The organism is Bradyrhizobium sp. USDA 4011 (assembly GCF_054063415.1).
Map to the genome: position 1 here is coordinate 5,438,636 of NZ_JBSSGG010000001.1, position 22,334 is coordinate 5,460,969.

26 protein-coding genes are annotated in these 22,334 nt (G+C 64.9%); 19 read left to right on the top strand and 7 right to left on the bottom strand.

The genetic code is table 11. From position 1 onward, the window contains the following. Positions 1–83: 83 nt before the first annotated feature. Both ACVW1C_RS25505 and ACVW1C_RS25510 read right to left on the bottom strand, forming a co-directional pair. Positions 84–872, bottom strand: a complete 789-nt coding sequence (locus tag ACVW1C_RS25505; RefSeq protein ID WP_456760753.1) for an SDR family NAD(P)-dependent oxidoreductase — start codon at positions 870–872, stop codon at positions 84–86. A 279-nt stretch (positions 873–1,151) separates the two neighbouring features. Then, positions 1,152–2,822: a methyl-accepting chemotaxis protein gene (locus tag ACVW1C_RS25510; protein ID WP_456760754.1), complete on the bottom strand. Its 1,671-nt coding sequence runs from the start codon at positions 2,820–2,822 to the stop codon at positions 1,152–1,154. Positions 2,823–3,307: 485 nt separating this feature from the next. Here ACVW1C_RS25510 and ACVW1C_RS25515 point away from each other — a divergent pair, with 485 nt between their 5' ends. From ACVW1C_RS25515 to ACVW1C_RS25555, 9 genes are all read left to right on the top strand, one after another. Then, the gene (locus ACVW1C_RS25515) at positions 3,308–3,961 is read left to right on the top strand and encodes a glutathione S-transferase family protein (RefSeq protein ID WP_456760755.1); all 654 of its coding nucleotides are present in this window, start codon (positions 3,308–3,310) and stop codon (positions 3,959–3,961) included. A 162-nt stretch (positions 3,962–4,123) separates the two neighbouring features. Next, the gene (locus ACVW1C_RS25520; protein WP_456760756.1) at positions 4,124–4,495 is read left to right on the top strand and encodes a nuclear transport factor 2 family protein; all 372 of its coding nucleotides are present in this window, start codon (positions 4,124–4,126) and stop codon (positions 4,493–4,495) included. A 213-nt stretch (positions 4,496–4,708) separates the two neighbouring features. Further along, entirely contained in the window at positions 4,709–5,125 is a 417-nt protein-coding gene (locus ACVW1C_RS25525) for a YciI family protein (RefSeq protein ID WP_456760757.1), read from the top strand. Positions 5,126–5,282: 157 nt separating this feature from the next. Next, the gene (locus tag ACVW1C_RS25530; RefSeq protein ID WP_456760758.1) at positions 5,283–5,708 is read left to right on the top strand and encodes a YciI family protein; all 426 of its coding nucleotides are present in this window, start codon (positions 5,283–5,285) and stop codon (positions 5,706–5,708) included. A gap of 81 nt (positions 5,709–5,789) precedes the next feature. Next, positions 5,790–6,155, top strand: coding sequence for a hypothetical protein (locus ACVW1C_RS25535; protein WP_456760759.1), 366 nt, complete (start codon positions 5,790–5,792; stop codon positions 6,153–6,155). Between the two features lie 107 nt (positions 6,156–6,262). Continuing rightward, positions 6,263–6,796, top strand: a complete 534-nt coding sequence (locus ACVW1C_RS25540) for a dihydrofolate reductase family protein (RefSeq protein ID WP_456760760.1) — start codon at positions 6,263–6,265, stop codon at positions 6,794–6,796. A 93-nt stretch (positions 6,797–6,889) separates the two neighbouring features. After that, complete coding sequence (locus ACVW1C_RS25545; RefSeq protein WP_456760761.1) at positions 6,890–7,603, top strand: TetR/AcrR family transcriptional regulator; 714 nt, start codon at positions 6,890–6,892, stop codon at positions 7,601–7,603. A 131-nt stretch (positions 7,604–7,734) separates the two neighbouring features. Further along, a complete protein-coding gene (locus ACVW1C_RS25550) occupies positions 7,735–8,226 on the top strand; it encodes a DUF2852 domain-containing protein (RefSeq protein ID WP_456760762.1) in 492 nt (163 codons plus the stop codon). A 149-nt stretch (positions 8,227–8,375) separates the two neighbouring features. Further along, the gene (locus ACVW1C_RS25555; RefSeq protein WP_456760763.1) at positions 8,376–9,143 is read left to right on the top strand and encodes a serine O-acetyltransferase; all 768 of its coding nucleotides are present in this window, start codon (positions 8,376–8,378) and stop codon (positions 9,141–9,143) included. A gap of 126 nt (positions 9,144–9,269) precedes the next feature. Here the strand turns inward: ACVW1C_RS25555 and ACVW1C_RS25560 are convergent, their stop codons facing one another. From ACVW1C_RS25560 to ACVW1C_RS25570, 3 genes are all read right to left on the bottom strand, one after another. Next, entirely contained in the window at positions 9,270–10,028 is a 759-nt protein-coding gene (locus ACVW1C_RS25560) for a haloacid dehalogenase type II (protein ID WP_456760764.1), read from the bottom strand. Positions 10,029–10,368: 340 nt separating this feature from the next. Next, complete coding sequence (locus tag ACVW1C_RS25565) at positions 10,369–11,442, bottom strand: tartrate dehydrogenase (protein ID WP_456760765.1); 1,074 nt, start codon at positions 11,440–11,442, stop codon at positions 10,369–10,371. A gap of 21 nt (positions 11,443–11,463) precedes the next feature. Then, entirely contained in the window at positions 11,464–12,777 is a 1,314-nt protein-coding gene (locus ACVW1C_RS25570; RefSeq protein WP_456760766.1) for an MFS transporter, read from the bottom strand. A gap of 165 nt (positions 12,778–12,942) precedes the next feature. Here ACVW1C_RS25570 and ACVW1C_RS25575 point away from each other — a divergent pair, with 165 nt between their 5' ends. Together ACVW1C_RS25575 and ACVW1C_RS25580 are read left to right on the top strand one after the other, a co-directional pair. After that, positions 12,943–13,860 carry a LysR family transcriptional regulator gene (locus ACVW1C_RS25575; RefSeq protein ID WP_456760767.1) on the top strand — a complete coding sequence of 306 codons (918 nt, stop codon included), beginning with the start codon at positions 12,943–12,945 and terminating at the stop codon, positions 13,858–13,860. Between the two features lie 239 nt (positions 13,861–14,099). Further along, positions 14,100–14,408, top strand: a complete 309-nt coding sequence (locus ACVW1C_RS25580; protein ID WP_456760768.1) for a hypothetical protein — start codon at positions 14,100–14,102, stop codon at positions 14,406–14,408. Positions 14,409–14,649: 241 nt separating this feature from the next. Here ACVW1C_RS25580 and ACVW1C_RS25585 read toward each other — a convergent pair whose 3' ends face one another. Both ACVW1C_RS25585 and ACVW1C_RS25590 read right to left on the bottom strand, forming a co-directional pair. Then, a complete protein-coding gene (locus ACVW1C_RS25585) occupies positions 14,650–15,735 on the bottom strand; it encodes an IS4 family transposase (RefSeq protein WP_456756830.1) in 1,086 nt (361 codons plus the stop codon). Positions 15,736–15,889: 154 nt separating this feature from the next. Continuing rightward, entirely contained in the window at positions 15,890–16,192 is a 303-nt protein-coding gene (locus ACVW1C_RS25590) for a hypothetical protein (RefSeq protein ID WP_456760769.1), read from the bottom strand. Positions 16,193–16,242: 50 nt separating this feature from the next. Here ACVW1C_RS25590 and ACVW1C_RS25595 point away from each other — a divergent pair, with 50 nt between their 5' ends. From ACVW1C_RS25595 to ACVW1C_RS25630, 8 genes are all read left to right on the top strand, one after another. Beyond that, positions 16,243–16,434, top strand: coding sequence for a hypothetical protein (locus ACVW1C_RS25595; RefSeq protein ID WP_456760770.1), 192 nt, complete (start codon positions 16,243–16,245; stop codon positions 16,432–16,434). Between the two features lie 2 nt (positions 16,435–16,436). Then, positions 16,437–17,192: a metal ABC transporter ATP-binding protein gene (locus ACVW1C_RS25600; RefSeq protein WP_456760771.1), complete on the top strand. Its 756-nt coding sequence runs from the start codon at positions 16,437–16,439 to the stop codon at positions 17,190–17,192. A gap of 5 nt (positions 17,193–17,197) precedes the next feature. Then, on the top strand, positions 17,198–18,067 hold the full coding sequence (locus ACVW1C_RS25605) for a metal ABC transporter permease (protein ID WP_456760772.1): 870 nt from the start codon (positions 17,198–17,200) through the stop codon (positions 18,065–18,067). A 5-nt stretch (positions 18,068–18,072) separates the two neighbouring features. After that, positions 18,073–18,945 carry a metal ABC transporter substrate-binding protein gene (locus ACVW1C_RS25610; RefSeq protein WP_456760773.1) on the top strand — a complete coding sequence of 291 codons (873 nt, stop codon included), beginning with the start codon at positions 18,073–18,075 and terminating at the stop codon, positions 18,943–18,945. Positions 18,946–18,999: 54 nt separating this feature from the next. Beyond that, positions 19,000–20,055, top strand: a complete 1,056-nt coding sequence (locus tag ACVW1C_RS25615; RefSeq protein WP_456760774.1) for a CobW family GTP-binding protein — start codon at positions 19,000–19,002, stop codon at positions 20,053–20,055. Beyond that, the gene (locus tag ACVW1C_RS25620; protein WP_456760775.1) at positions 20,055–21,074 is read left to right on the top strand and encodes a WD40 repeat domain-containing protein; all 1,020 of its coding nucleotides are present in this window, start codon (positions 20,055–20,057) and stop codon (positions 21,072–21,074) included. The genes ACVW1C_RS25615 and ACVW1C_RS25620 overlap by 1 nt, the downstream gene beginning before the upstream one ends. A gap of 44 nt (positions 21,075–21,118) precedes the next feature. Continuing rightward, positions 21,119–21,835, top strand: a complete 717-nt coding sequence (locus ACVW1C_RS25625) for an MgtC/SapB family protein (protein ID WP_298380137.1) — start codon at positions 21,119–21,121, stop codon at positions 21,833–21,835. A gap of 80 nt (positions 21,836–21,915) precedes the next feature. Further along, entirely contained in the window at positions 21,916–22,248 is a 333-nt protein-coding gene (locus tag ACVW1C_RS25630; RefSeq protein ID WP_456760776.1) for a hypothetical protein, read from the top strand. Positions 22,249–22,334: the final 86 nt, after the last annotated feature.

The following is a 22,334-nucleotide window of genomic DNA, read 5'->3' on the forward strand; positions in this document are numbered from 1 at the left end:
GGCCGTCGACCCTTCGAGACGCGCGCAAGAGCGCGCTCCTCAGGGGGACGGGCAACGAGGAGGAGTGCTGCTCCAGAAAGGCACTACCCATTCCGCCGCTGGCCGCGCAGGGTCGGCAGGCCGATGCCGGCGGCGTCGAAGCCGCCGTCGACGGCGAGGATCTGGCCTGTGATGTAGCTGGCGCGATCCGAGCACAGGAAGAAGATGGCCTCCGCCAGCTCCTCTTCCAGCCCGTAGCGGTTGAGCGGGATGGAGTCGTGATAGTCGGCGCGGATCTCCGGCGTGTGCACGGCCTTGGCCATCGCGGTCTCGACCGGCCCCGGCGCGACGCCGTTGACGCGGATGCCGAGCGAGGCGAGCTCGACCGCGAGCTGCTTGGTGAGGTGGGCGAGGCCGGCCTTGCTGGTGCCGTAGGCCGAGCGCAGCGTCGAGGCGCGCACCGCCGAGATCGAGGTGATGTTGACGATTGCGCCGCCGCCATGCTCGCGCATCACAGGCGCAGCCGCCTTGGTGCACAGGAACGGGCCGGTGACGTTGACCGCCATGATCCGGTTCCAGTCGGCGTCCGAAGTCTCCAGCACCGGCGTGAACACGGCGATGCCGGCGTTGTTGACCAGCGCGTCGAGCCGGCCGAAGCGGTCCGTGATCGCCGCGATCGCGGCTTCCACGCCGGCGGCATCCGATACGTCGCAGGTCAGCGCCAGCGTCGTGTCGGGCTGCTTCAATGCCGCGACCGCTGCGCGCAGCAATTCGCCCTCGATATCGAGCAGCGCGACGCGCCAGCCGTCGGCGAGAAAGCGCTTCGCTGCGGCAAGCCCGATACCGCGCGCGGCGCCGGTCACGAGTGCGACTTTGGGGGAAGCGGAATTCATCGGATGGTCCATCGGTTCGGGCAGCAAGTCCCGACCGTCTGCGACCTTTGTCCGGTGATGTCAACCTGAGAGGCGCTAAGCTTGCTCTGCCGTCATTGCCAGGAGCGATAGCGATGAAGCAGTCCATTTTCCCCGCGCGGCGCGGTGGATTGCTTCGCTTCGCTCGCAATACGTGGGCAGCGGCAGCAGCGCTACACTCGTTTGACCCGAGAAGGCGCGTCTCGAAGGATGCACAGCCACCAGCCTGGGCCGTCCATCCTTCGCGGATGGCACCGCTACCTACGCCGCGAGTTCGGCGGAGGCGCGCTGCATATTGGTCGACATGTCCTGCGTCACGATGCTCTGCTCCTCGACCGCGGCGGCGGTGGAGGTGATGTATTCGTTGACGCCGGCGATCGCCGCCTTGATCTCGGACAGCGAGGTGACCACTTCGGCGGCGATCGAGTTCAGCGCATCGATCTCCGAGGAGATCGTGTCGGTCGCCTGCTTGGCCTGATTGGCGAGGCTCTTCACCTCCGAGGCGACCACCGCGAAGCCGCGTCCGGCTTCGCCCGCACGCGCCGATTCGATCGTGGCGTTGAGCGCGAGCAGGTTGATCTGGCCTGTGATGCTCGAGATCATCTCGACGATGCCGCTCATCGCCTGCGCTGCGGCATTGAGCTTCTGCGCCTGTCCGTCGGCCGCCTCGACGCGGCCGGTGGCGACCGCGGCGTTCTGCTTCGACTTGGTCATGGTCTCCGAGATCTCGCGGATCGAGGCGCTCATCTCCTCGCTGCCGGCGGCAACCGCCTCGATCAGGCCGCGCGCGCTGTCGGCCTTCTTGCGGCCGATCGCCTGCGCGGTGATGTCGGTCGCGTATTTCACGACCTTGTAGGGCTTGCCGTTGAGGTCGAGGATCGGGTTGTAGGACGCCTGGATCCAGATCTCGCGGCCGCCCTTGGCGATGCGCTTGTATTCGGCGGCCTGGAACTCGCCGCGGTTCAGCGTCCCCCAGAACTCGCGATAGGCGTTCGAGCTTGCCTCGACCGGCTCGACGAACATACTGTGATGCTTGCCCTGGATCTCAGCAAGCGAATAACCCATCGCGGCAAGGAAGTTCGGGTTCGCGGTGCGGATGGTGCCGTCCATGTTGAACTCGATCACGGCTTGCGACTTGCCGATCGCATCGATCTGGCCGTCATTGTCGGCGGCCTTCAGCTTCTGCTGCGTGACGTCGCTCGCGAACTTGACGACCTTGAACGGTTTGCCGCGGTCGTCGAGGATCGGGTTGTAGCTGGCGAGGATCCAGATCTCCTTGGCGCCCTTGGCAAGCCGCTTGAACTCGCCGGTCACGAACTCGCCGCGGTTCAGCCGTGCCCAGAACTCCCGATAGGCCGGGCTGTCACGGTCTGCCGGAGGCATGAACATGCTGTGATGCTTGCCCTGGATCTCCGCGAGCGAGTAACCCATCGCGCCGAGGAAGTTCTCGTTGGCATTGACGATGGTGCCGTCCATGTTGAATTCGATCACCGCCTGCGCGCGGCCGATCGCGGCGATCTTGCCGGCGTCTTCCATGCTGTGGATCTTCTGCGCGGTGATGTCGGTGGCGAACTTGATGACGCCGACCGGGTTGCCGTTCTTGTCCAGGATCGGATTGTAGGACGCCTGGATCCAGATCTCGCGGCCGCCCTTGGCGATGCGCTTGTACTGCGCGGCCTGGAATTCGCCGCGGTTCAGGCTCGCCCAGAACGCGCGATAGTCGTGGCTGTCGCGATACGCCGGCTCGACGAACATGCTGTGGTGCTTGCCCCTGATCTCCTCGAGCGTGTAGCCCATCGCGTTCAGGAAGTTCTCGTTGGCGGTGACGATGGTGCCGTCGAGCTTGAACTCGATCACCACTTGCGACCTGCCGATCGCTGCGGCTTGCGCCAGCGTACTGTCGATGTTTGCCTTGCTGCTGAAACTGAACATCAGGGCTCCGTGAAAGGTCCAAATGAAGCGGGATGGAAAAGCAGATCGTGACAACTCACGGAAAGGTTGCAGCGAGCCGTTTAGCATCGGTAAAGCCTGCGGCTTGGCACGGACTGCATAATGCAATGCGCCGCGGGTGCATCTATCTCAATTTGCGAAGTAATTTTCTGATCTGCACATCATCATCCATAGTCGTGATGCGATGTTCACCGTAATCTTACGGACGAAATCGATGACAACTTTGGTCTGATGCAGATGATTGCAACGCGTGCACTTCAGCAACGCTGATAGACCTATTACGAAGGCTGATATTGCTGACGGCCTTCACGGATCGATCCTGCACGTCGATTCGCGACTCGACGAATGCGCGTCGCGGCGATGCCCGCTCTCGGCGCCCGGGGCCGGCCGAAATAATTGCCGCACGAGATGTCGGCAGGGCGGTCCCGGGTTCGTCCTCCGGGTACTGGTTCCATGATGGAGTTCTGATGTCACTGACCCTGCATTACCACCCGCTGTCGTCGTTCTGCTGGAAGGCGCTGGTCGCACTTTACGAGAACGGCGCGCCGTTCACGCCGAACATGGTCAATCTCGGCGATCCCGCCGAGCGCGCGGCGCTCCTCGCGCTGTGGCCGATCGGCCGCTTTCCTGTGCTGCGCGACGAGGCGCGTGGCGAGACGGTGCCTGAATCGAGCATCGTCATCGAATATCTCGACCGGCACTATCCCGGCACCGCCAGGTTGATTCCTGACGACCCGGAGCTTGCGTTGCAGACCCGGCTGCGCGATCGCTTCCTCGATCTCTATGTCCATCTGCTGTTGCAGAAGATCGTCGGCGACCGGCTGCGGCCTGCCGACAAGAAGGACCCGCATGGCGTAGCCGAGGCCCGGACGCAACTCCGCACCTCCTATGCAATCCTCGACCAGCAACTCGCGCATGGCGGCTGGATGATGGGCGAGCGCTTCTCGCTGGCCGATTGCTCCGCCGCGCCGGCGCTGTTCTACGGCAACAAGGTCGAGCAGTTCGGAGAGGGCCACCGGCATCTGGCTGTTTATCTCGAGCGGCTGAAGGCGCGACCATCCTTCGCGCGCGTCCTCAAGGAAGCCGAGCCCTATTTCGGCATGTTTCCCAAGGAGGACTGAAAAGAAACCCCGAAATGAGGAACCTGAGGTCCGATTAGGACCCCGAAAATAAATGCGGCGCGATGTCGTTTTCGCGCCGCCCCGTTCGTCATCTCCCTGAAGCCCGGGTTCTGCAGCGCCGGTCGCGCCGAGGGGCCCGGGCGAGATTTGTGTGGAGATGACATGGCTGCAGCTGGCAACAGGGCGGAGATCATCCGCGGGATCTTCGCCGCCTACCTCGCCAATGACCGCGCGAGCGTCGAGGCCGCGTTCGCGGAGGATTTCCGCTTCTCGACGCCCTATGGCGAGAACATCGACAAGCCGCGCTATTTCGCCGAGTGCTGGCGCGACTCCGGCTGGATCGGCCGCCACGAGATCGAGCGCATCATGGTCGACGGCACTGAAGCCTTCGTCACCTATCGCTGCGTTGCCAGGGACGGCAAGAGCTTTCGCAACACCGAGTTCTTCGTGTTCGACGGCGACAAGGTGTCGCGGATCGATGTCTATTTCGGCCCGTCGCATCAGGACGGTGAACTCGTCAGGCAGGATCGATGAGGCAGCCTCGGTGATATCGCTCGCCCGATCGTCGCAGGCGAGCTCGAATTCTGCGAAGGAAACCTGGAAAATCAGGCGATCGATGACTAGCGCGGAGCGTGCGTCAATGACCTCGAGAATAATTTCAAACGCCGTGTCGGAATCGCAAACTCTGCATCGTCGTTCAATCGAGCGCCGGTGCTGTGATCGGCTCAGAGACAACGGAGCAGGACGATGAAGTTCATGGTGATCGTGAAGGCGAACAAGGATACCGAGGCCGGCGTGATGCCGAGCACCGAGCTGCTTGCCGCGATGGCCAAGTTCAACGAGGAGATGGTCAAGGCCGGCGTGATGCAGGCCGGCGAGGGCCTGCATCCGACCAGCAAGGGCGCGCGCGTCAAATATGCCGGCGGGCAGAGCACCGTGAGCCGCGGACCGTTCAGCCCGACCGGCGATCTGGTCTGCGGCTTCTGGCTGATCGAGACCAGCTCGCTCGATGAAGCGATCGACTGGATGAAGCGCGCGCCGTTCGACGGCGGCTCCGAGATCGAGATCCGCCAGGTGTTTGCCGCGGAGGATTTCGGCGAGGCGCTGACGCCCGAGCTCCGCGAGCAGGAAGAGCGCCTGCGCGCGCAGGCCGGAAACAGGTGACGACTTCGTCATTGCCGGCTTGCTTGTCCAAGTCGGCTGTTGCCGACTTGGACAAATACTAAGTGCCGAATTCGGGTAAACTCGAATTCGGACGGCGCATTCCTGAAATGACGGGGATAGAACTCCACGTGATTCAACTAGCAAGGAAGTCCGACCAATGCGTTTCATGATGCTGATGATCCCGCTCGGCTATGAGTCCGCACCGGCCAAGCTCGAGCTCGACCCGGAACGGGTCGCCGCGATGATGCGATACAATCAGGCGCTGAAGGATGCCGGCGTGCTGATCACGCTGGAAGGCCTGCATCCGCCGGCGTCGGGTGCGCGCGTCAAGTTCGATACCGGCGAGCCGATCGTGGTCGACGGCCCCTTCACCGAAGCCAAGGAAGTGATCGGCGGCTTCTGGATGATCGAGGTCGCCTCGCGCGCCGAAGCGATCGCATGGGCGAAGCAGTGCCCGGCCTCCGCCAACGAGATGATCGAGATCCGCCAGGTGCAGGAGATAGCGGATTTCTCCGAAGAGGTGCAGCAGGCGGCCGCCACCTTCGAGCATCCGCAGGGCGGCTGGGGCAAGGCGCTCCGCTAGATCTCAAACGAGAAGCGATGCCGCTCCAAAACGGCATCGCGCGACCGACCGATCGTCGAACCACCACAACGGAGAAGCACGATGAGCAGCAACACCTTCCTCGCCGTCTACCTCGGCGGCGGCAAATCCGGTTCGCGCATGGCAGCCTGGAACGCGCTGCCGGAGGCCGAAAGGCGTGCCAAGGAGCAGCAGGGCATGGCCGCGTGGGGCGCCTGGGTCGAGAAGCACCACGACGTGATCGTCGAGATGGGCGGGCCGCTCGGCAAGACCAAGCGGGTCGGGGCCGGCGGCACCACCGACATCGCCAATCTGATGACCGGCTTCACCGTGGTGCGCGCGCCCACCCATGAGGCGGCGGCAAAGCTGTTCGAGAACCACCCGCACTTTTCGATCTTCCCGGGCGAGGCCGTGGAGATCATGCCGGTGCTGCCGATCCCGGGAAGATAGCGCCCCAGGGGAGGCAAAGCCGCAAACTCAACGCACCTCTCCCGCTCGCAACGGGAGAGGCATTTGCATCCGAACTTCGGTTCTCGGGTCGATGGAGATCGTGCGCCATGGCGAAGCTCGTCTTTGGATTGAACCAGTCGCTCGACGGCTATGTCGATCACGATCAGCCAATGCCGCGAGAACCCGGGCTATTTCGTCATTTCATCGAGCAGGTGCGCGGCATGACCGGCATGCTGTACGGCCGCCGCATGTACGAGGCGATGCGTTATTGGGACGACGACCTCCCGGATTGGGATGCGGAGGAGCGCGACTATGCCGCCGTGTGGCGGAGCCAACCGAAGTGGGTGGTATCAAGCTCGCTGAAGTCCGTCGGACCCAACGCGACCCTGATCGATGGCGACCTCGAGGCCGCGGTGCGCGGGCTGAAGGCGCGGCTCGACGGCGAGATCGAAGTCGCCGGACCGGAACTGGCGGGACGTCTGACCGAGCTCGGCCTGATCGATGAATATCAGATCTACCTCCGGCCCGTCGTGCTCGGGCGCGGCAAGCCCTTCTTCGCCGGGCCCTGCGCCCCGCTGCGCCTCGTGGCAAGCGATCGGCTGGGCGCGAACACGATCAGGTTGACCTACATCCCCGCCTAGTCGCGCATTCAGCCTGCCGGTCCGTTAATCTTGATGACCCCGTGATCCCGCCGCTAGTGACCTTTACCGCTGGCTCATGTAAAAGCCGTTCACATGAGCTGGCGCAAGGACCAAGGCCGCGCCGAGCGCGGCTATCATCACGGCAATCTGAAAGAGGCGTTGCTGCAGGCAGCCCTCGACCTGATCTCGAAGAAGGGGCCGGCCGGCTTCACCTTTGCCGACGCCGCGCGAATGGCCGGCGTCAGCCCCGCAGCGCCCTACCGCCACTTCCGCGACCGTGACGAACTGATCGCCAGCATCGCACAGCGCGGCTTCGAGCAGTTCGAGGCGCTCTTGACGCAGGCCTGGGACGACGGCCGCCCCGACACCGTCTCGGCGTTCGAGCGGCTCGGCAAGGCCTATCTCGCCTTTGCGCGTGAGGAGCCCGCGTTCTACTCCGCGATGTTCGAATCCGGCCTGCCGGTCGATTCCAATCCGACCTTGATGGCGGCAAGCGAACGCGCATTTGCGATCATCCGTGCCGCCGCCGAGCGGCTCGCGGCGCTGGCGCCGCCCGGCACACCGCGTCCGCCGGCGATGATGATGGCGCTGCATATCTGGTCGATGTCGCACGGCGTCGCCTCGCTGTTCGGCCGCGGCGATGCCGCGCGGCGCAAGCTGCCGATGTCGCCGGAGGATCTGCTCGAGGCCGAAGTGCTGATCTATCTGCGCGGCCTTGGCTTCCTCACCGATCGCAGGCCGGGAACCGCGGCAGCCGACGAAGAGCCTGCCGGCGACAGATCCGGCCCGTGGGGCAAGCCGAAATAAGGTTCAACGACCAAGCCAAAAATAATCCGAGGGGTGCGTCATCTGCTCCGCTTGACTTTCCCAAGGGCTCGGCTATCTATGTAAATGTTATTTACATTCACAACGGCGTGATTGCCGTGATGGAGAAGGAAATGGCCTACACCGCAGATGTCAATCGCTGGCGCGGCCCCGTCGAAGAGCCCTACCGTCCACACTTCTACGCGACGCCGTGGCATCCCCTGAAGATCGCCGGGATCATCCTCGGCTTCATGATCTGGTGGCCGATCGGCCTCGCCCTTCTCTTTTTCACACTCGGGAGCAGAAAAATGGCCTGTTGGAGTCACTACGATCAGGATCGCTGGGCGAACAAGATGGAGCGCATGCAGGACAGGATGGAGCGGATGAAGAGCCGCATGGAGCGCCGCGGCTTCCCGTTCGGCGGCTTCGGCCCGCCCTCGAGCGGCAACCGCGCCTTCGACGAGTACCGCCAGGACACGCTGCGCCGGCTCGAGGAAGAGCAGGTCGAGTTCAAGAACTTCCTCGATCGCCTGCGCCACGCCAAGGACAAGGAAGAGTTCGACGCCTTCATGGCGCAGCACAAGACCCGTCCGACCCCGCCGAACGATCAGCCGCCGCAGAGCTGATCCCGCGAGGCAAGCACTGAGCCTTCAGGCGATGTGCCCCCATAGAACCTGATGGCCTGAGCCGCCCGTTTGCGCCAAGCAAGCGGGCGGTTTGCATTGTGCGATGGTCATGCCCACTCTATCGTCCTGAAGCGGGCGATGAGGTGATCATGGCGGCATTTGCGACGGCGAGTCCCGACGATCTCTGGCTTGCGATCCGGCGCGAGGCGGAAGCTGCTGTTGTCGCCGATCGCTTTCTCGAGGCGTCGGCTGCCTTCATCCTCGACCAGGGCGATCTCGGCGGTGTGCTCGCCTCCCTGATCGGCCGGGCTATCTGCCGCGCCGAGGCCGATCGCGCGCAGTTCATGCGGACGGCCCGCGAGGCGTTCGCGGCCGAGCCCGCGCTGGTCGATGCCGCGGCCACCGATCTTGTGGCCATCGTGCGCCGCGACCCGGCGATCACGGGCTTGCTGCTGCCGCTGTTGAACTTCAAAGGCTACGTCGCGCTGCAAGCCTGGCGGGTGTCGAACTGGCTGTGGCGCCATGATCGCCCCGATCTTGCGCTGTTGATGCACAGTGCGGCGGCGGACGAGTTGCAGATCAGCATTCACCCGTCGGCCCGGATCGGAACGGCGGTTTTCCTCGATCATGGCACCGGTATCATCATCGGCGCGTTGGCTTCCGTCGGCGACGAGGTCACGATCCTGCAGAACGTGACCATCGCGCGGCATCAGGATGACCCGCGTCACGCCCCGACGATCGGCCGCGGCGTGCTGCTCAGCGCCGGCGCAACGCTGATCGGAAACCTCTCTGTCGGTGATTTCGCCAAGATCGGCGCCGGTGCGCTGGTGACGTCGGATGTGCCGGCCGGCTGCACCGCCGTCGGTGTGCCGGCGCGGCTGACCAATTGCGCGGAGGCCGGTGCGTCTGGAGCGTGATCCGGAAAAGTGTGGAGCGGTTTTCCGAGAAGATCCTGCCAAACCAAAGAGACAGAGGGGGATGATGTTTCGAAGAAACGTCATCCCGCTCTAGGGTGGGTGAACCGCGCTGCCCCCCTCGCGCCGTTACGCCGGCACGAGCCTGTCGGCGAGTTGCGTAAAGCTGTCGGCGTGGAGGTCGATCCAGGATTCCGGCGCAACGTCGACCTTCGCCGCCGGCCCGAACTCAAGCGGACGGGCGACGAACGCGGTGCGCATGCCGAAGGCGCGGGCCGCCTTCAGGTCGTATTTGTGGCAGGCGACCATCAGGATCTTGTCGGCGGGATAGCCGAGGTAGTCGACGGCGAGCTGATACACCGCGGGTGACGGCTTGTAGCTGCGTGCAAGCTCCGCGGTCAGCACGGCATCGAACGGCAGCTTGGCGTGCTTGACCACCGCCACCACGGCGGCCATGCCGGCATTCGACAACGTCGAGGTCACGAACCGGCTGCGCAGGCGCGCAAGGCCTTCGAGACTGTCGGGCCAGGCGTCGAGCTTGCTCCACACCGTGTTCAGTTCGTCGCGCTCGTCGCGCGAGAAGGCCTCCGAGAGGCCGTGGCGATCGAGCAGCACATCGAGCGCCTCGCGATAGATGCGGTCGACCCGAATCCATGGGCGCTTGCCCGCGATCACATCGTCGAGCGCGGTACGATAGAGATCGCGCCACTCGCTCGAGAGTTTGGCCCAGTCGAGCGCGAGCCCCTTCGCGGCGTTGACGGCCTGCCCGGCACGCAGGATCGGCTGATAGAAATCGACGCACGTCCCCTGCACGTCGAACGCGATGGCGCGGATCTCATCGCGCCATGGCGCGGCGCCTGCCGGCTGTATCCCCGTCATCGCGGCCATGATCGATAGTCCTCCAGCAGTCATGAAGTGTCGTCTGGTCAGATCGGGTAGCACGGTTCGTTCCCCGGTTGCGGTATCGGAAGCAGGCGCACCACCGTAAGGTGGGCGTCCCGGTCAGGCTCCCTCTCCCCTTGCAGGAGAGGGTTGGGGTGAGGGGTGGGCCCGGGAGTGATGCAAGACGTCGGTTCGATCACATCAACACACACCTCGAACACCTGAGAGGGCCTGTCCTTCTCAATTAGCGGGCGGAGCAAGCGGTGCCCCTCTCCCCAACCCTCCCCCGCAAGGGGGGAGGAAGCCCTTCCGCCGCGCTCACCTCACTGCATTTCTCTCCGACGCATCACACATTCGATCCATGGATCGCGTCGATCACGGCGTCGGTGACTTCCTTGGTCGTCGCCTTGCCGCCGACGTCGGGCGTCAGCACGCCGGCCGCGCACACCTTCTCGACCGCGGCCATCAGGCGCGCCGCGGCGTCCTTTTCGCCGAGATGCTCCAGCATCTGCGCACCGGTCCAGAAGGTCGCGACCGGATTGGCGATGCCCTTGCCGGTGATGTCGAAGGCCGAGCCGTGGATCGGCTCGAACATCGAGGGGAAGCGGCGCTGTGGGTCGATGTTGCCGGTCGGCGCGACGCCGAGGCTGCCGGCCAGGGCACCTGCGAGATCCGACAGGATGTCGGCATGCAGATTGGTTGCCACCATGGTGTCGAGGCTCTTCGGATGGAGCGTCATCCGCACTGTCATGGCGTCGACCAGCATCTTGTCCCAGGTCACATCGGGGAACTCCTTGGCCACTTCGGCGGCGATCTCGTCCCACATCACCATGCCGTGGCGCTGCGCGTTCGACTTGGTCACCACGGTGAGGAATTTGCGCGGCCGCGACTGCGCGAGCTGGAACGCGTAGCGCATGATCCGCGTCACGCCGACCCGGGTGAAGACCGCGACCTCGGTACCGACTTCTTCCGGCAGGCCCCTGTGGGCGCGGCCGCCCATCCCGGCATATTCGCCCTCGGAATTCTCGCGCACGATCACCCAATCGAGATCGCCGACGCCGACATTGCGCAGCGGCGAGGCGACGCCGGGCAGGATCTTGGTCGGCCGCACATTGGCGTACTGGTCGAAGCCCTGACAGATCGGTAAGCGAAGTCCCCACAGCGTGATGTGGTCGGGCACGTCGGGCGCGCCGACCGCGCCGAAATAAATCGCGTCGAAGTTCTTCAGGTCAGCGAGGCCGTCGGCCGGCATCATCACGCCGTGCTTCTTGTAGTAGTTCGAGCCCCAGTCGAAGGTCTTGACGTTGAAGCTGAGGTCGCCGCTGCGCTTTGCCAGCGCCTCGAGCACGCGAACACCCGCGGAGATCACTTCGGGGCCGATGCCGTCGGCGGGGATGGCGGCGATGGAATGGGTACGCATGGGTTGTCTCCGGATGAGTGGTTAGCGGGTTCGCACGGGATCGGGTTGCGGTTCGGCCGGCACGGGTGCGCCTTGCGCGCGCGACAGCAGCAGCGTGAGGACGGCTGACAGCACCAGCAGGCCGGCAACGAAATAAAGGCCGCCCTCGAAACTGCCGGTGCGTTCCTTGATCCAGCCGATCATCGCGGGGCCGACGAAGCCGCCGAGATTGCCGATCGAGTTGATGGTGGCGATCCCTGCGGCGGCGGCCGAGCCTGATAGAAACATGGTCGGCATGCTCCACAGCGGCGGCTTCGACGAGGAGATGCCGATATTGACCAGGGTCAGCGCCGCGATCACGGCGGCAAGGCCGGTCCACAGCCCGGCAAGCGCAAGTCCTGCGGCCGCGATCAGGCAGGCGATCACGACATGCCAGGTGCGTTCGCCGGTGCGGTCGGAATGCCGCGCCCACAGGATCATCGCGATCACGGCGATGGTCGCCGGCACCGCGTTGAGGAAGCCGACCTGCAGAGACGACAGCCCGAACGCCTTGATGATCTGCGGCGCCCACACGCCAAGTGTGTAGAGCCCGGCCGAGGTGCCGAAATAGACCAGCGACAGCGCCAGCACGCGCGGGTCGGCCAGGCCGCGCCAGATGCTGTGGCTCGCGGTTGAGGCCTTGCCGTCGGTCTCGGCCTTCATGGTCTTGACCAGCCAGGCGCGCTCGTCATCCGCGAGCCATTTCGCCTGCTCCGGCCGGTCGGTCAGGAAGCCCAGCACGATGAAGCCGAGCAGCACCGCGGGCACCGCCTCCAGCACGAACAGCCATTGCCAGCCCTTGAAGCCGAACAGGCCGTCCATCTCCAAGAGTGCGCCCGACACCGGCGAGCCGAGCACGGTCGAGAGCGGCGCCGCGGCCATGAACAGCGCGGTGACGGCGGCGCGCTGCCGCGCCGGGAACCAGTAGGACAGGTAGAGGATGATGCCGGGGAAGAAGCCGGCTTCCGCGGCGCCGAGCAGGAAGCGCAGCACGTAGAAGCTGGTCGCGCCCTGAACCAGCGCCATCGCCGCCGAGACCAGGCCCCAGGTGATCATCACCCGCGCGATCCAGATCCGCGCGCCGATCTTGTGCAGGATGATGTTGGAGGGCACCTCGAACAGGAAGTAGCCCCAGAAGAAGATACCGGCGCCGAAGCCATAGACCGTCGGCGACAGGCCGATGTCCTTGTTCATGGTCAGCGAGGCGAAGCCGATATTGACGCGGTCGATGAAGGCCACGAAGTACAGCAGCATGATGAACGGCACGATGCGCAGGGTGATCTTGCGCAACACGCGCGTGCCAAGCTGGCTTTCCATGGGCTTCCTCAGGGTTGGTCTTGTTTGTTGGGACGGCGCGTGTCGCCGCGCCACCGGGAAGCCTAGAGGCTCGCGCCCTTCCGGTTCAATCCGCGCCGGTTTATACAAAAAAATGATATAATTGCCCCAGCCGGCAACGGCGGATCAAACGGACAGGAACCCACTTTGGAACTGCACCAGCTGCGCTGCTTCGTGGCGGCCGCCGAGGAACTGCATTTCGGCCGTGCCGCGCAGCGCCTGCAGATGATGCCGTCGGCGCTCGGCCGCCACATCAAGCTGCTGGAGGAGGATCTCGGGGTGCGGCTGTTCGCGCGCACCACGCGTGCGGTGTCGTTGACCGAGGACGGCTCTGTGCTCCTGCGCGAGGGACGGGCGCTGCTTGGCCGTGCCGAGGCGATCGAGGACGGCTTTCGCCGGCGGCTGCGCAAGCCGCAGGCGCGGCGCTTCCGGATCGGCGCGATCGACAGCGCCGCGGCCGGCCTCTTGCCGCCGCTGCTGCGCGACCTCCGCGCCGCCCATCCGGACGTCGCCGTGCAACTGCTGGAGGAGAAGACCATCCGGCTGCTTCCAAAACTGCTGTCGGGTGCGCTCGATCTCGCTTTCGTGCGCCCGCCAGAGCGGCCCGACCGGCGCATCGAGTTTGTTCCGCTGCTGCAGGAGACCGCCGTGGTGGCGCTGTCGCACAAGCACGCGCTGGCGCGGCGCAAGCAGATCGTTCTGCCCGACATCGCTGATCAGCCCTTGATCGTGCCGGAGCGCCGCTCGCGGCCGCACAGCCACGACCTCACGACAAAGCTGTTCGACGAGGCCGGGCTGACGCCGCGCATCCAGGAGATCGCCGACGAGAAGCAGACCATCGTCAACATGGTCGCAGCAAGGCTCGGCGTCGCCATCGTGCCGCGCTGGACCGCGCGGATGGCGATCCCGGGCGTGCGTTTCGTTCCCCTTAGGCTCAAGCGCGGCAGCAGCACCGGCCGCCTGCCGCTCGCCGCCGCCTGGCTGAAAGGCTCCCGCGATCCGGTCCGTGACCAGGTGATCGCGGTGCTGGAGGCAAGGCTGAAGAGCTACGCGCGCGAGGCTTGACGACGCTTGGTAGCCGTGGCCCGCTTCGCTGCAACAACGACCACTTCTGCGCAGGCGCAGCAGATGATACAATGGACCAAAACGCGACCTCGGCTCAAGCCGAGAGCGTGTCTGTCCTTCGGAGAATTTGCAAAGCAACTGTCGTACTAGCCTGCTAGCGATTCCGTCGCGGCTGCCAGTGCGCTTCCCGCGCCGGAAGTCGCCCGACGCTTCGGCGGCATTCCCTGACCGGAGGAATCATGCTCCGCATCGTCACGTGTCTGACGCTTTTGATTTCCCTTCATGCGGCCGAGGCGCAAGACAGGGCGCCGGGCATTTCTTCACAGCCTTATTTGGGCGGATCCACTTCGCCGCCGACCGATCTGCCGTCCGGGATCGGCAATTACTGCATCTACGAAAACCTCATCTTCTCGATTGGCTCGCCCATGTGCATTGGCAAGACGAGCTACGTATGTGCTCCCTCGACAAACGATGCGGAGCTCGGTCAGCGGGGATATTGGTCAGCAAGACCAGCCGACCCGAAACTGACCGCGCCGGTGTGCCAGTAGGCTGGCTCCCGTCTCTCCCTTGAATCGAGAGCCATCCTCATCGTCGTCCTGGCTTTCGCCCATAGGCGCTAAGATAGTTTGATCATTGCCTGATAGCGGCGCTTGCGTCTGGGGGGCTCGCGCAGATGTCGCCGGAGAGCACGGCTTGCTCTGCGCAGACAAGCGATCGTGGGTTGGGGAATGACGGCTTGGAGCAATGAGGCGATGAGCTGACGTAGCAGGCGCCATGCGGAAGGTCCGGTCAGGCGGCTTCGTCCAAGCGGGGAGAGTCCTCGAGTTCGTCGACCAACGGCTCGAGCAGTAGAGTGATCAGCAGGTGAGCGAGGATATGGGGTTTAGCGGACCGCTGGTCAGTTCCGGGAGGTCCCTTCAAGCCAATCAAGCTCTTCAGCCGCTTGAAGCCGAGCTCAATCCGCCATCGCAACCGGTAGAGGGCAATGACGTCAGCAGCCGTGAAGTCCTCGCCCTTGAGCGAGGTCGCCAGGATTACCCAATCTGCGGCCTCAAGCGTTTGCCTGGAGAGTTGATGGCCTCCCTTCTGGGCTGTCCTGCGTGCCTTGCGTCGCGCCTCCGCGGCCGCATGCGCCGGCTTTTTGACCGCGACCAAGCGCACAGCAAGCGGTTGCGCACCGGACTTGCGCTCTATCCAGATCGGTCGATCGATCATGCCGCCTGCCAAGGCCTTGCGCAGCTCTGCGATGAGATCGACAAGGTTGCCGTTGCGATCCAGCCAACGCGCGCTCTTCCAGCCCGCGCGGATCACGAAGTCCGCGCCGGCATCGACCAGATGCGCCATGCGCTCTGGTTGCAGGTAGGCACGGTCGGCAAGACGGATCTCGCCGGCAGTCACGGGTATCCGATCCAGTGTCTCGCCTGCGCCCTCATCGGTCAGCTCGAAGTGCCCAAAGCGCTCTTGCGGAAGATCGAACGCACTGTGGATACGCCACACTGCGTTGTTTTGCCTGCCCTCGGTTCCGGCTTTGGGGACCGTCGTGGCGTCAACGATGCGGATCAGCCGACCGCGGCTTGCCTTCGGCGCACCACTCGCAAGTGCCTGACCTATCAGTTGCGCCAGCCAATCTCCGGACTGACGCAAGCGATACAACAGAGCCACGTTGGAGATGTCGACAAGGCCCACCGACGTCGCCCACGCCGCCGTCAGCCGCAAACCCCGCGTGCCCAGACAATACGCAAGGATCAGCCGCAGCAAATCAACCGCATTGGTGATCTCGCGCGGACGAACAAACGCCTTCGTCTCGCGCGCGCCAACCTCCAGAGCCTCAGCCCCACCAAGCCGAGCAACAACACGCGCCCAGTCTTCGTTCACAAGCGATTCGTGTCTCATCCCTTCTTGGAATCACATACAAATTCAACGCGCAAATCCTATTTTAGCGCCTATGGGCTTTCGCCAGGACGACGAACGGAGAGGCTCACGCCGAGACGACGAACTTGAGACAGACCGTGTCGCGATGACTCTTCGCCTAGCTCACATACACGAGGCTATAAACATACGACTTCGCCCCCTTGCGGCTCACCCAGTCGCCTTCCGGCGGGTGATCGCCCTGGGCGGCCGGCAGCACGTTCCAGGGACGGCCGGTGCAAGATTGGCTCGCCGGATCCCAAGCCACCCAGCCCCAGCCCGGCAAGTGCTCGATCCAAAGATCCTGATCCTGACGCTGGTAGCCGACGGTTCCATCGGGGCGGGCTTTCCGGACAAAGCTGTAAACCAGGTCGTCACTCTGCCGGCGCAGCTCGAATCTCTCCCGGTTTTGCGGAGGGGCCATGAGTTCCTGGTTTGTAGACTCTCGTTATGTTATAATATAACAGTTTCTCTATGGCGCATACGCACACCCACGACCACCATCACGGCCACGGCCATCCCCACGGGCACAGCCATGGCCCCTCGGCGCATCCGGCCCAGGCCGCGCCCTGGTCGATCCTCCGCATGCCCGTGCCGGCCCGGCTGGCCGCGGCGCTCGCGGTCTCTGCCTGCCTGTGGGCCGTCGTCTGGCTGGCGATGAGGTGACCATGAGCGCGCTTGTCACCTTCCGCGACGTCACGCTCGGCTATGACCGCCACCCGGCGGTGCACCATCTCAACGGCGCGGTCGAGGCGGGTGCGCTGCTCGCCGTGATCGGCCCGAACGGCGCCGGCAAGTCGACGCTGCTGCGCGGCATCGCCGGCGTGCTGAAGCCGCTGTCGGGCGTGATCGATCTCGACGGGCTCCAGCACCGCGACATCGCCTATCTGCCGCAATCCACCGACATCGACCGTACGTTTCCGATCTCGGTGTTCGATTTCGTCGGCACCGGGCTGTGGCGCTCGACCGGCTTCTTCGGCGGCATCGGCAAGGCCGCGCGCGACAAGATCCGGGCGGCGCTGGCCGCGGTCGGCCTCAACGGCTTCGAGAACCGCCCGATCGGCACGCTGTCCGGCGGCCAGATGCAGCGCACGCTGTTCGCGCGCGTGCTGTTGCAGGATGCCCGCCTGATCGTGCTCGACGAGCCGTTCAACGCCATCGACGCCAAGACCACCGCCGATCTCTTGGCGCTGGTGAAGCGCTGGAACGGCGAGGGGCGTACGGTGCTGGCGGCGCTGCACGACCTCGACATGGTGCGCAACAATTTCCCGGAAACGCTGCTCTTGGCGCGCGGCCCGGTGGAATGGGGCCCGACCGCGGAGACGCTGACGCCGGAAAATCTGACGGTCGCGATGCGGATGTGCGAAGCGTTCGACGACAGTGCCGCGGCCTGCGCCGCCGATCCGCGCTCACGGGCCGCCTGACGCTGATGCTGACTGACGCGCTGATCACGCCCTTCACCGAATTCGAGTTCATGCGCCGCGCGCTCGCGGCCGTGATCGCGCTGTCGCTCGGCGGTGCGCCGATCGGCGTGTTCCTGATGCTGCGGCGGATGAGCCTGGTCGGCGACGCCATGGCGCATGCCATCCTGCCGGGCGCTGCGATCGGTTTCCTGCTGTCCGGGCTCAATCTGTTCGCGATGACGACCGGCGGCCTGATCGCAGGCTTTGCGGTAGCGCTGCTCGCAGGCCTCGTCGCCCGCACCACCGAGCTGAAGGAGGACGCATCGCTCGCGACCTTCTACCTGGTCTCGCTCGCGCTCGGCGTCACCATTGTGTCCATCAAGGGTACCAATATCGACCTGCTGCACGTGCTGTTCGGCAACATCCTCGCGATGGACGATCAGACCCTGCTGGTGATCGCGTTCAACGCCACGCTCACGCTCTTGGTCCTTGCGGTGATCTATCGCCCGCTGGTGATCGAATGCGTCGATCCGGTGTTCCTGCGCACCGTGAGCCGGGCCGGCGCGCCGGCGCATCTCGCCTTCCTCGCGCTGGTCGTGGTCAACCTCGTCAACGGCTTCCATGCACTCGGCACGCTGCTCGGCGTCGGGCTGATGATCCTGCCTGCCGGCATCGCGCGGTTCTGGTCGCGCGACATCACCACCATGATCTGCATCGCGGTCGCGAGCGCGGCTGTTTCGGGCTATGCCGGGCTGGTGCTGTCGTATGAGACGCGGATTCCCTCCGGCCCCGCGATCATCCTGGTTGCGGCGGGGCTCTATATTGTGTCGCTGCTGTTCGGCAATGTCAGCGGCCTGGTGCGGCAGCTGTTTCCCGGCCGCCATCTCGAGGCGTGAGGACGATGCGGCGATTGGTTGGATTGATCGGTCTGGCACTGATGCTGGCGAGCGGCACGGCGCGCGCCGAGGAGCGCATCAAGGTCGTCGCGAGCTTCTCGATCCTCGCCGACATGGTGCGCAATGTCGGCGGCAACAGCGTCGACGTGGTGGCGCTGGTCGGGCCCAACGGCGACGCGCATGTTTATGCGCCGACGCCCGCGGACGCCAAGAAGGTCGCCGACGCCAGGCTGCTGGTCATCAACGGCCTCGGCTTCGAGGGCTGGTTGCCGCGGCTGCTGCAGGCCTCCGGCAGCAAGGCGCCGGTCGCGGTGGCAACCAAGGGGATCATGCCGCGCAAGATGGGCGGCCATGACGATCCGCATGCCTGGCAATCGGTGGCTAACGCGAAGATCTACGTCGTCAATATTCGCGATGGGCTGATTGCCGCGGCCCCTGACCATGCCAGCGACTTCAAGGCCAATGCCGACGCCTATCTGGCCAGGCTGGACGCGCTCGACCGCGAGGTGCACGAGGCGGTGGCGAGAATACCGGATGCGCGGCGCAAGGTGATCTCGACCCACTACGCCTTCGGCTATTTCGCCGACGCCTACGGAATTACGTTTTTCTCGCCGCTCAGCGTCTCCACCGATTCCGAGCCCAGCGCACGCGATATCGCCGCCATCATCGCCCAGATCAGGGATGCGAAAATTCCGGCAGTCTTTCTCGAAAATATCAGCGATCCGCGCCTGATCGAGCGGATCGCGGCCGAGACCGGCGCCAGGGTCGGCGGGGCCCTGTATTCGGACAGTTTGACGGGCGAAAAGGGCCAGGCACCCACTTACATTGATATGGTCAGGCACAATATAAAGGCCCTGACCAGCGCGCTCGCCGACTAGGGCAGGGGCCTCCCTGCCGGGGTTGAGCGCGGCCCCAAGTTCCTCGGAGTTGTTATGGCTGAAGCTTCGCAAAAAATTCCTGTGACCGTGCTGACGGGCTATCTCGGCGCCGGCAAGACCACGCTGTTGAACCGCATCCTGTCGGAGAACCACGGCAAGAAATACGCCGTCATCGTCAACGAATTCGGCGAGATCGGCATCGACAACGACCTCATCATCGGCGCCGATGAGGAAGTGTTCGAGATGAACAATGGCTGCGTGTGCTGCACGGTGCGCGGCGACCTGGTCCGCATCATGGACGGGTTGATGAAGCGCAAGGGCAAGTTCGACGCCATCATCGTCGAGACCACGGGCCTTGCCGATCCGGCACCGGTCGCGCAGACCTTCTTCGTCGACGAGGATGTGCAGAAGAACGCCCGGCTCGACGCGGTGGTGACTGTTGCCGACGCCAAGTGGCTGAGCGACCGCCTCAAGGACGCGCCGGAAGCCAAGAACCAGATCGCATTCGCCGACGTCATCGTGCTGAACAAGACCGATCTGGTCTCGAAGGCTGAGCTTGCCGAGGTCGAGGCCCGCATCCGCGGCATCAACCCCTATGCCAAGCTGCACCGCACCGAGCGTTGCCAGGTCGGGATCGCTGACGTGCTGGAGCGCGGCGCGTTCGACCTCGACCGCATCCTGGAGATCGAGCCGGATTTCCTCGAGGCCGGCGACGGTCACGACCACGATCACCACCATCACGACCACGGTCATGACCATGACCACCATCACCACGATCACGGCCATGGCGGGCTGAAGCACTATCACGACGAGGACATGCAGTCGCTGTCGCTGCGCTCGGAGAAGCCGCTCGACCCGACCAAGTTCATGCCCTGGCTGCAGAACCTCGTCGCCACCGAGGGCCAGAAGATCCTGCGCTCGAAGGGCATCCTCGCCTTCGCAGGCGATGATGACCGCTACGTGTTCCAGGGCGTCCACATGATGCTGGAAGGCGATCATCAGCGGCAGTGGAAGGACGGCGAGAAGCGCGAAAGCCGCGTCGTGTTCATCGGTCGCGAATTGCCGGAACAGGCGATCCGCGACGGCTTCGAGCAGTGCATCACCACGTGATGAAAGAGTTCGATCCGGGCGAGGCCCCTTCTTCCATCGTGTCGATCACCGACCGCGTCAAGCAGCTTCCGCTCGGCGCGGCAGTCGGTTCGGTTCATTTTCTGGGCGACCGCGCGTTCTTCGTCGGCGCCGAGGAGAGTGTCGTGATCGCGACCGCCGACGGCGAGGTCACGCGGACAGAGACGCATTTCGGCGCCATCCTGTGCGCGGCCTCCGACGGCAAGCGGCTCGTCACCGGCGGTGACGACGGCAAGCTGACCGTGATCGACGCCAAGGGCGAGACCTCGACGATTGCGACCGACGCCAAGCGGCGCTGGATCGACAATGTCGCCCTGCACAGCGACGGCACCGTGGCGTGGTCGGCGGGCAAGACCGCGTTCGTGCGCAATCCCAAGGGCGAAGAGAAAACCTTCGAGGTACCGTCGACTGTCGGCGGGCTGGCATTCGCGCCGAAGGGCCTGCGGCTTGCGATCGCGCATTACAACGGCGTGACCTTGTGGTTTCCGAACATGGCCGCCAACCCGGAATTCCTGGAATGGGCCGGCTCGCATCTCGCGGTCTCTTTCAGCCCGGACAACAAATTCCTGGTCACCGCGATGCACGAGGCCGCGATGCATGGCTGGCGGCTCGCCGATAACCGGCACATGCGGATGAGCGGCTATCCCGGCCGCGTGCGCTCGATGTCATGGAGCGCCGGCGGCAAGGGGCTCGCGACCTCGGGCGCCGATGCCGTGATCGTCTGGCCGTTCACCAGCAAGGACGGCCCGATGGGCAAGGAGCCGGCGATGCTGGCGCCGATGCCGGCGCGGGTCGCGGTGGTCGCGTGCCATCCGAAGAACGATATCATGGCGGTCGGCTACGCCGACGGTACTGTGCTGATGGTCCGGCTCGAGGACGGCGCCGAGATCCTGGTGCGCCGGAATACCGGCGCGGCGGTGTCGGCGCTGGGATGGAATGCCAAGGGCACGCTGCTCGCCTACGGCACGGAAGATGGTGACGCGGGCATCCTGGAAATGTAAGAGATCGCTGCATCGTTCTCGGGCGAGGAAGAATCGGCAGCGCTATGCGATTTCTCACCACATTCCAGCTCGCCGACTTCATCGACACTCTGGTCAGCCTGACGTCAGCTTTCGTGCTCGGCACCCTGATCGGGGCCGAGCGGCAGTACCGGCAGCGCACCGCGGGACTGCGCACCAATGTGCTGGTCGCGGTCGGCGCGGCCGCCTTCGTCGACCTCGCGATGCATCTGGCCGGAGCCGACGGCGCGGTGCGGGTGATCGCCTATGTGGTGTCGGGAATCGGCTTCCTCGGCGCCGGCGTCATCATGAAGCAGGGCATGGACGTGCGCGGCCTCAACACCGCGGCGACGCTGTGGGCCTCGGCCGCGGTCGGCTCCTGCGCCGGCGCCGATCTGGTGGCGCAGGCGGCTGCGCTGACCGTGTTCGTGATCGCCGGCAACACGCTGCTGCGCCCGCTGGTCAACGCCATCAACCGCATCCCGCTGAACGAGAAGGCCTCGGAGGCGACCTACTACTTCAAGCTCGTGGTAACCCCCGAGGCGCTGCCCGACATGCGCGACCGCCTGGTCGAGAAGCTCGAGGCCGCGAACTATCCGGTCGCCGATGTCAACGTGGTCGAGGCCGGCGACGACTTCCTGGAGATCGTGGCCGAGCTGGTCTCGACCGCGGTCGACCCCAACGAGCTGAATGCCGTGGTGGTCGACCTGCAGCATCAGCCCGGCGTGCGGCACGTGACCTGGGAAATCAGCACCACGGATTGAGGCGAGACTCCCGTAAGCTCTGCTCAGGAACCATGCGGTGGCCGGATCGTTGACCTCGCTGACAATCGCGGGTGAACGAGATGGCTGCGGATCGGACCAGTCTGCGGAACGACGTGCTGATCGCCTCCACGCTGGTGGTGGCGGGCGTTGCGATCGCGGCGCTGTCGCTGCACGCGATTAACGCAGCGCCGCCGCAGGAGATGGCGCAGGCGACCCAGCCGCTGCGGACGACGCCCACGCCGGAGCCACAGAAGACGTTGCGGCCGGCCGAGTCGAAGCCCGGCGGCGAGCGGCCGACGACGCCGGCGCCGGAGCCTGCGCGTCCCGACGCTGAAGCGCAGAAGGCCGGCGCCAAGCCGCTGCTGCCGCCGGCGCCCGCCGAGAAGACCGCGCCGCCGATCGAGAAGAAATAGCAGTGCCGCGGGCCAGCATTGTGACGCCCATTTGACTGATGTTGCCGATTATACGGCCTCGCCTCCGCCGCTCGCGCACGCCATAA

What these genes read in the sequence shown, in the direction of transcription:
- ACVW1C_RS25505 (WP_456760753.1), bottom strand. Translation starts at nt 872, where the DNA reads ATGAATTCCGCTTCCCCCAAAGTCGCACTCGTGACCGGCGCCGCGCGC.
- ACVW1C_RS25510 (WP_456760754.1), bottom strand. Translation starts at nt 2,822, where the DNA reads ATGTTCAGTTTCAGCAGCAAGGCAAACATCGACAGTACGCTGGCGCAA.
- ACVW1C_RS25515 (WP_456760755.1), top strand. Translation starts at nt 3,308, where the DNA reads ATGTCACTGACCCTGCATTACCACCCGCTGTCGTCGTTCTGCTGGAAG.
- ACVW1C_RS25520 (WP_456760756.1), top strand. Translation starts at nt 4,124, where the DNA reads ATGGCTGCAGCTGGCAACAGGGCGGAGATCATCCGCGGGATCTTCGCC.
- ACVW1C_RS25525 (WP_456760757.1), top strand. Translation starts at nt 4,709, where the DNA reads ATGAAGTTCATGGTGATCGTGAAGGCGAACAAGGATACCGAGGCCGGC.
- ACVW1C_RS25530 (WP_456760758.1), top strand. Translation starts at nt 5,283, where the DNA reads ATGCGTTTCATGATGCTGATGATCCCGCTCGGCTATGAGTCCGCACCG.
- ACVW1C_RS25535 (WP_456760759.1), top strand. Translation starts at nt 5,790, where the DNA reads ATGAGCAGCAACACCTTCCTCGCCGTCTACCTCGGCGGCGGCAAATCC.
- ACVW1C_RS25540 (WP_456760760.1), top strand. Translation starts at nt 6,263, where the DNA reads ATGGCGAAGCTCGTCTTTGGATTGAACCAGTCGCTCGACGGCTATGTC.
- ACVW1C_RS25545 (WP_456760761.1), top strand. Translation starts at nt 6,890, where the DNA reads ATGAGCTGGCGCAAGGACCAAGGCCGCGCCGAGCGCGGCTATCATCAC.
- ACVW1C_RS25550 (WP_456760762.1), top strand. Translation starts at nt 7,735, where the DNA reads ATGGCCTACACCGCAGATGTCAATCGCTGGCGCGGCCCCGTCGAAGAG.
- ACVW1C_RS25555 (WP_456760763.1), top strand. Translation starts at nt 8,376, where the DNA reads ATGGCGGCATTTGCGACGGCGAGTCCCGACGATCTCTGGCTTGCGATC.
- ACVW1C_RS25560 (WP_456760764.1), bottom strand. Translation starts at nt 10,028, where the DNA reads ATGGCCGCGATGACGGGGATACAGCCGGCAGGCGCCGCGCCATGGCGC.
- ACVW1C_RS25565 (WP_456760765.1), bottom strand. Translation starts at nt 11,442, where the DNA reads ATGCGTACCCATTCCATCGCCGCCATCCCCGCCGACGGCATCGGCCCC.
- ACVW1C_RS25570 (WP_456760766.1), bottom strand. Translation starts at nt 12,777, where the DNA reads ATGGAAAGCCAGCTTGGCACGCGCGTGTTGCGCAAGATCACCCTGCGC.
- ACVW1C_RS25580 (WP_456760768.1), top strand. Translation starts at nt 14,100, where the DNA reads ATGCTCCGCATCGTCACGTGTCTGACGCTTTTGATTTCCCTTCATGCG.
- ACVW1C_RS25590 (WP_456760769.1), bottom strand. Translation starts at nt 16,192, where the DNA reads ATGGCCCCTCCGCAAAACCGGGAGAGATTCGAGCTGCGCCGGCAGAGT.
- ACVW1C_RS25595 (WP_456760770.1), top strand. Translation starts at nt 16,243, where the DNA reads ATGGCGCATACGCACACCCACGACCACCATCACGGCCACGGCCATCCC.
- ACVW1C_RS25600 (WP_456760771.1), top strand. Translation starts at nt 16,437, where the DNA reads ATGAGCGCGCTTGTCACCTTCCGCGACGTCACGCTCGGCTATGACCGC.
- ACVW1C_RS25605 (WP_456760772.1), top strand. Translation starts at nt 17,198, where the DNA reads ATGCTGACTGACGCGCTGATCACGCCCTTCACCGAATTCGAGTTCATG.
- ACVW1C_RS25610 (WP_456760773.1), top strand. Translation starts at nt 18,073, where the DNA reads ATGCGGCGATTGGTTGGATTGATCGGTCTGGCACTGATGCTGGCGAGC.
- ACVW1C_RS25615 (WP_456760774.1), top strand. Translation starts at nt 19,000, where the DNA reads ATGGCTGAAGCTTCGCAAAAAATTCCTGTGACCGTGCTGACGGGCTAT.
- ACVW1C_RS25620 (WP_456760775.1), top strand. Translation starts at nt 20,055, where the DNA reads ATGAAAGAGTTCGATCCGGGCGAGGCCCCTTCTTCCATCGTGTCGATC.
- ACVW1C_RS25625 (WP_298380137.1), top strand. Translation starts at nt 21,119, where the DNA reads ATGCGATTTCTCACCACATTCCAGCTCGCCGACTTCATCGACACTCTG.
- ACVW1C_RS25630 (WP_456760776.1), top strand. Translation starts at nt 21,916, where the DNA reads ATGGCTGCGGATCGGACCAGTCTGCGGAACGACGTGCTGATCGCCTCC.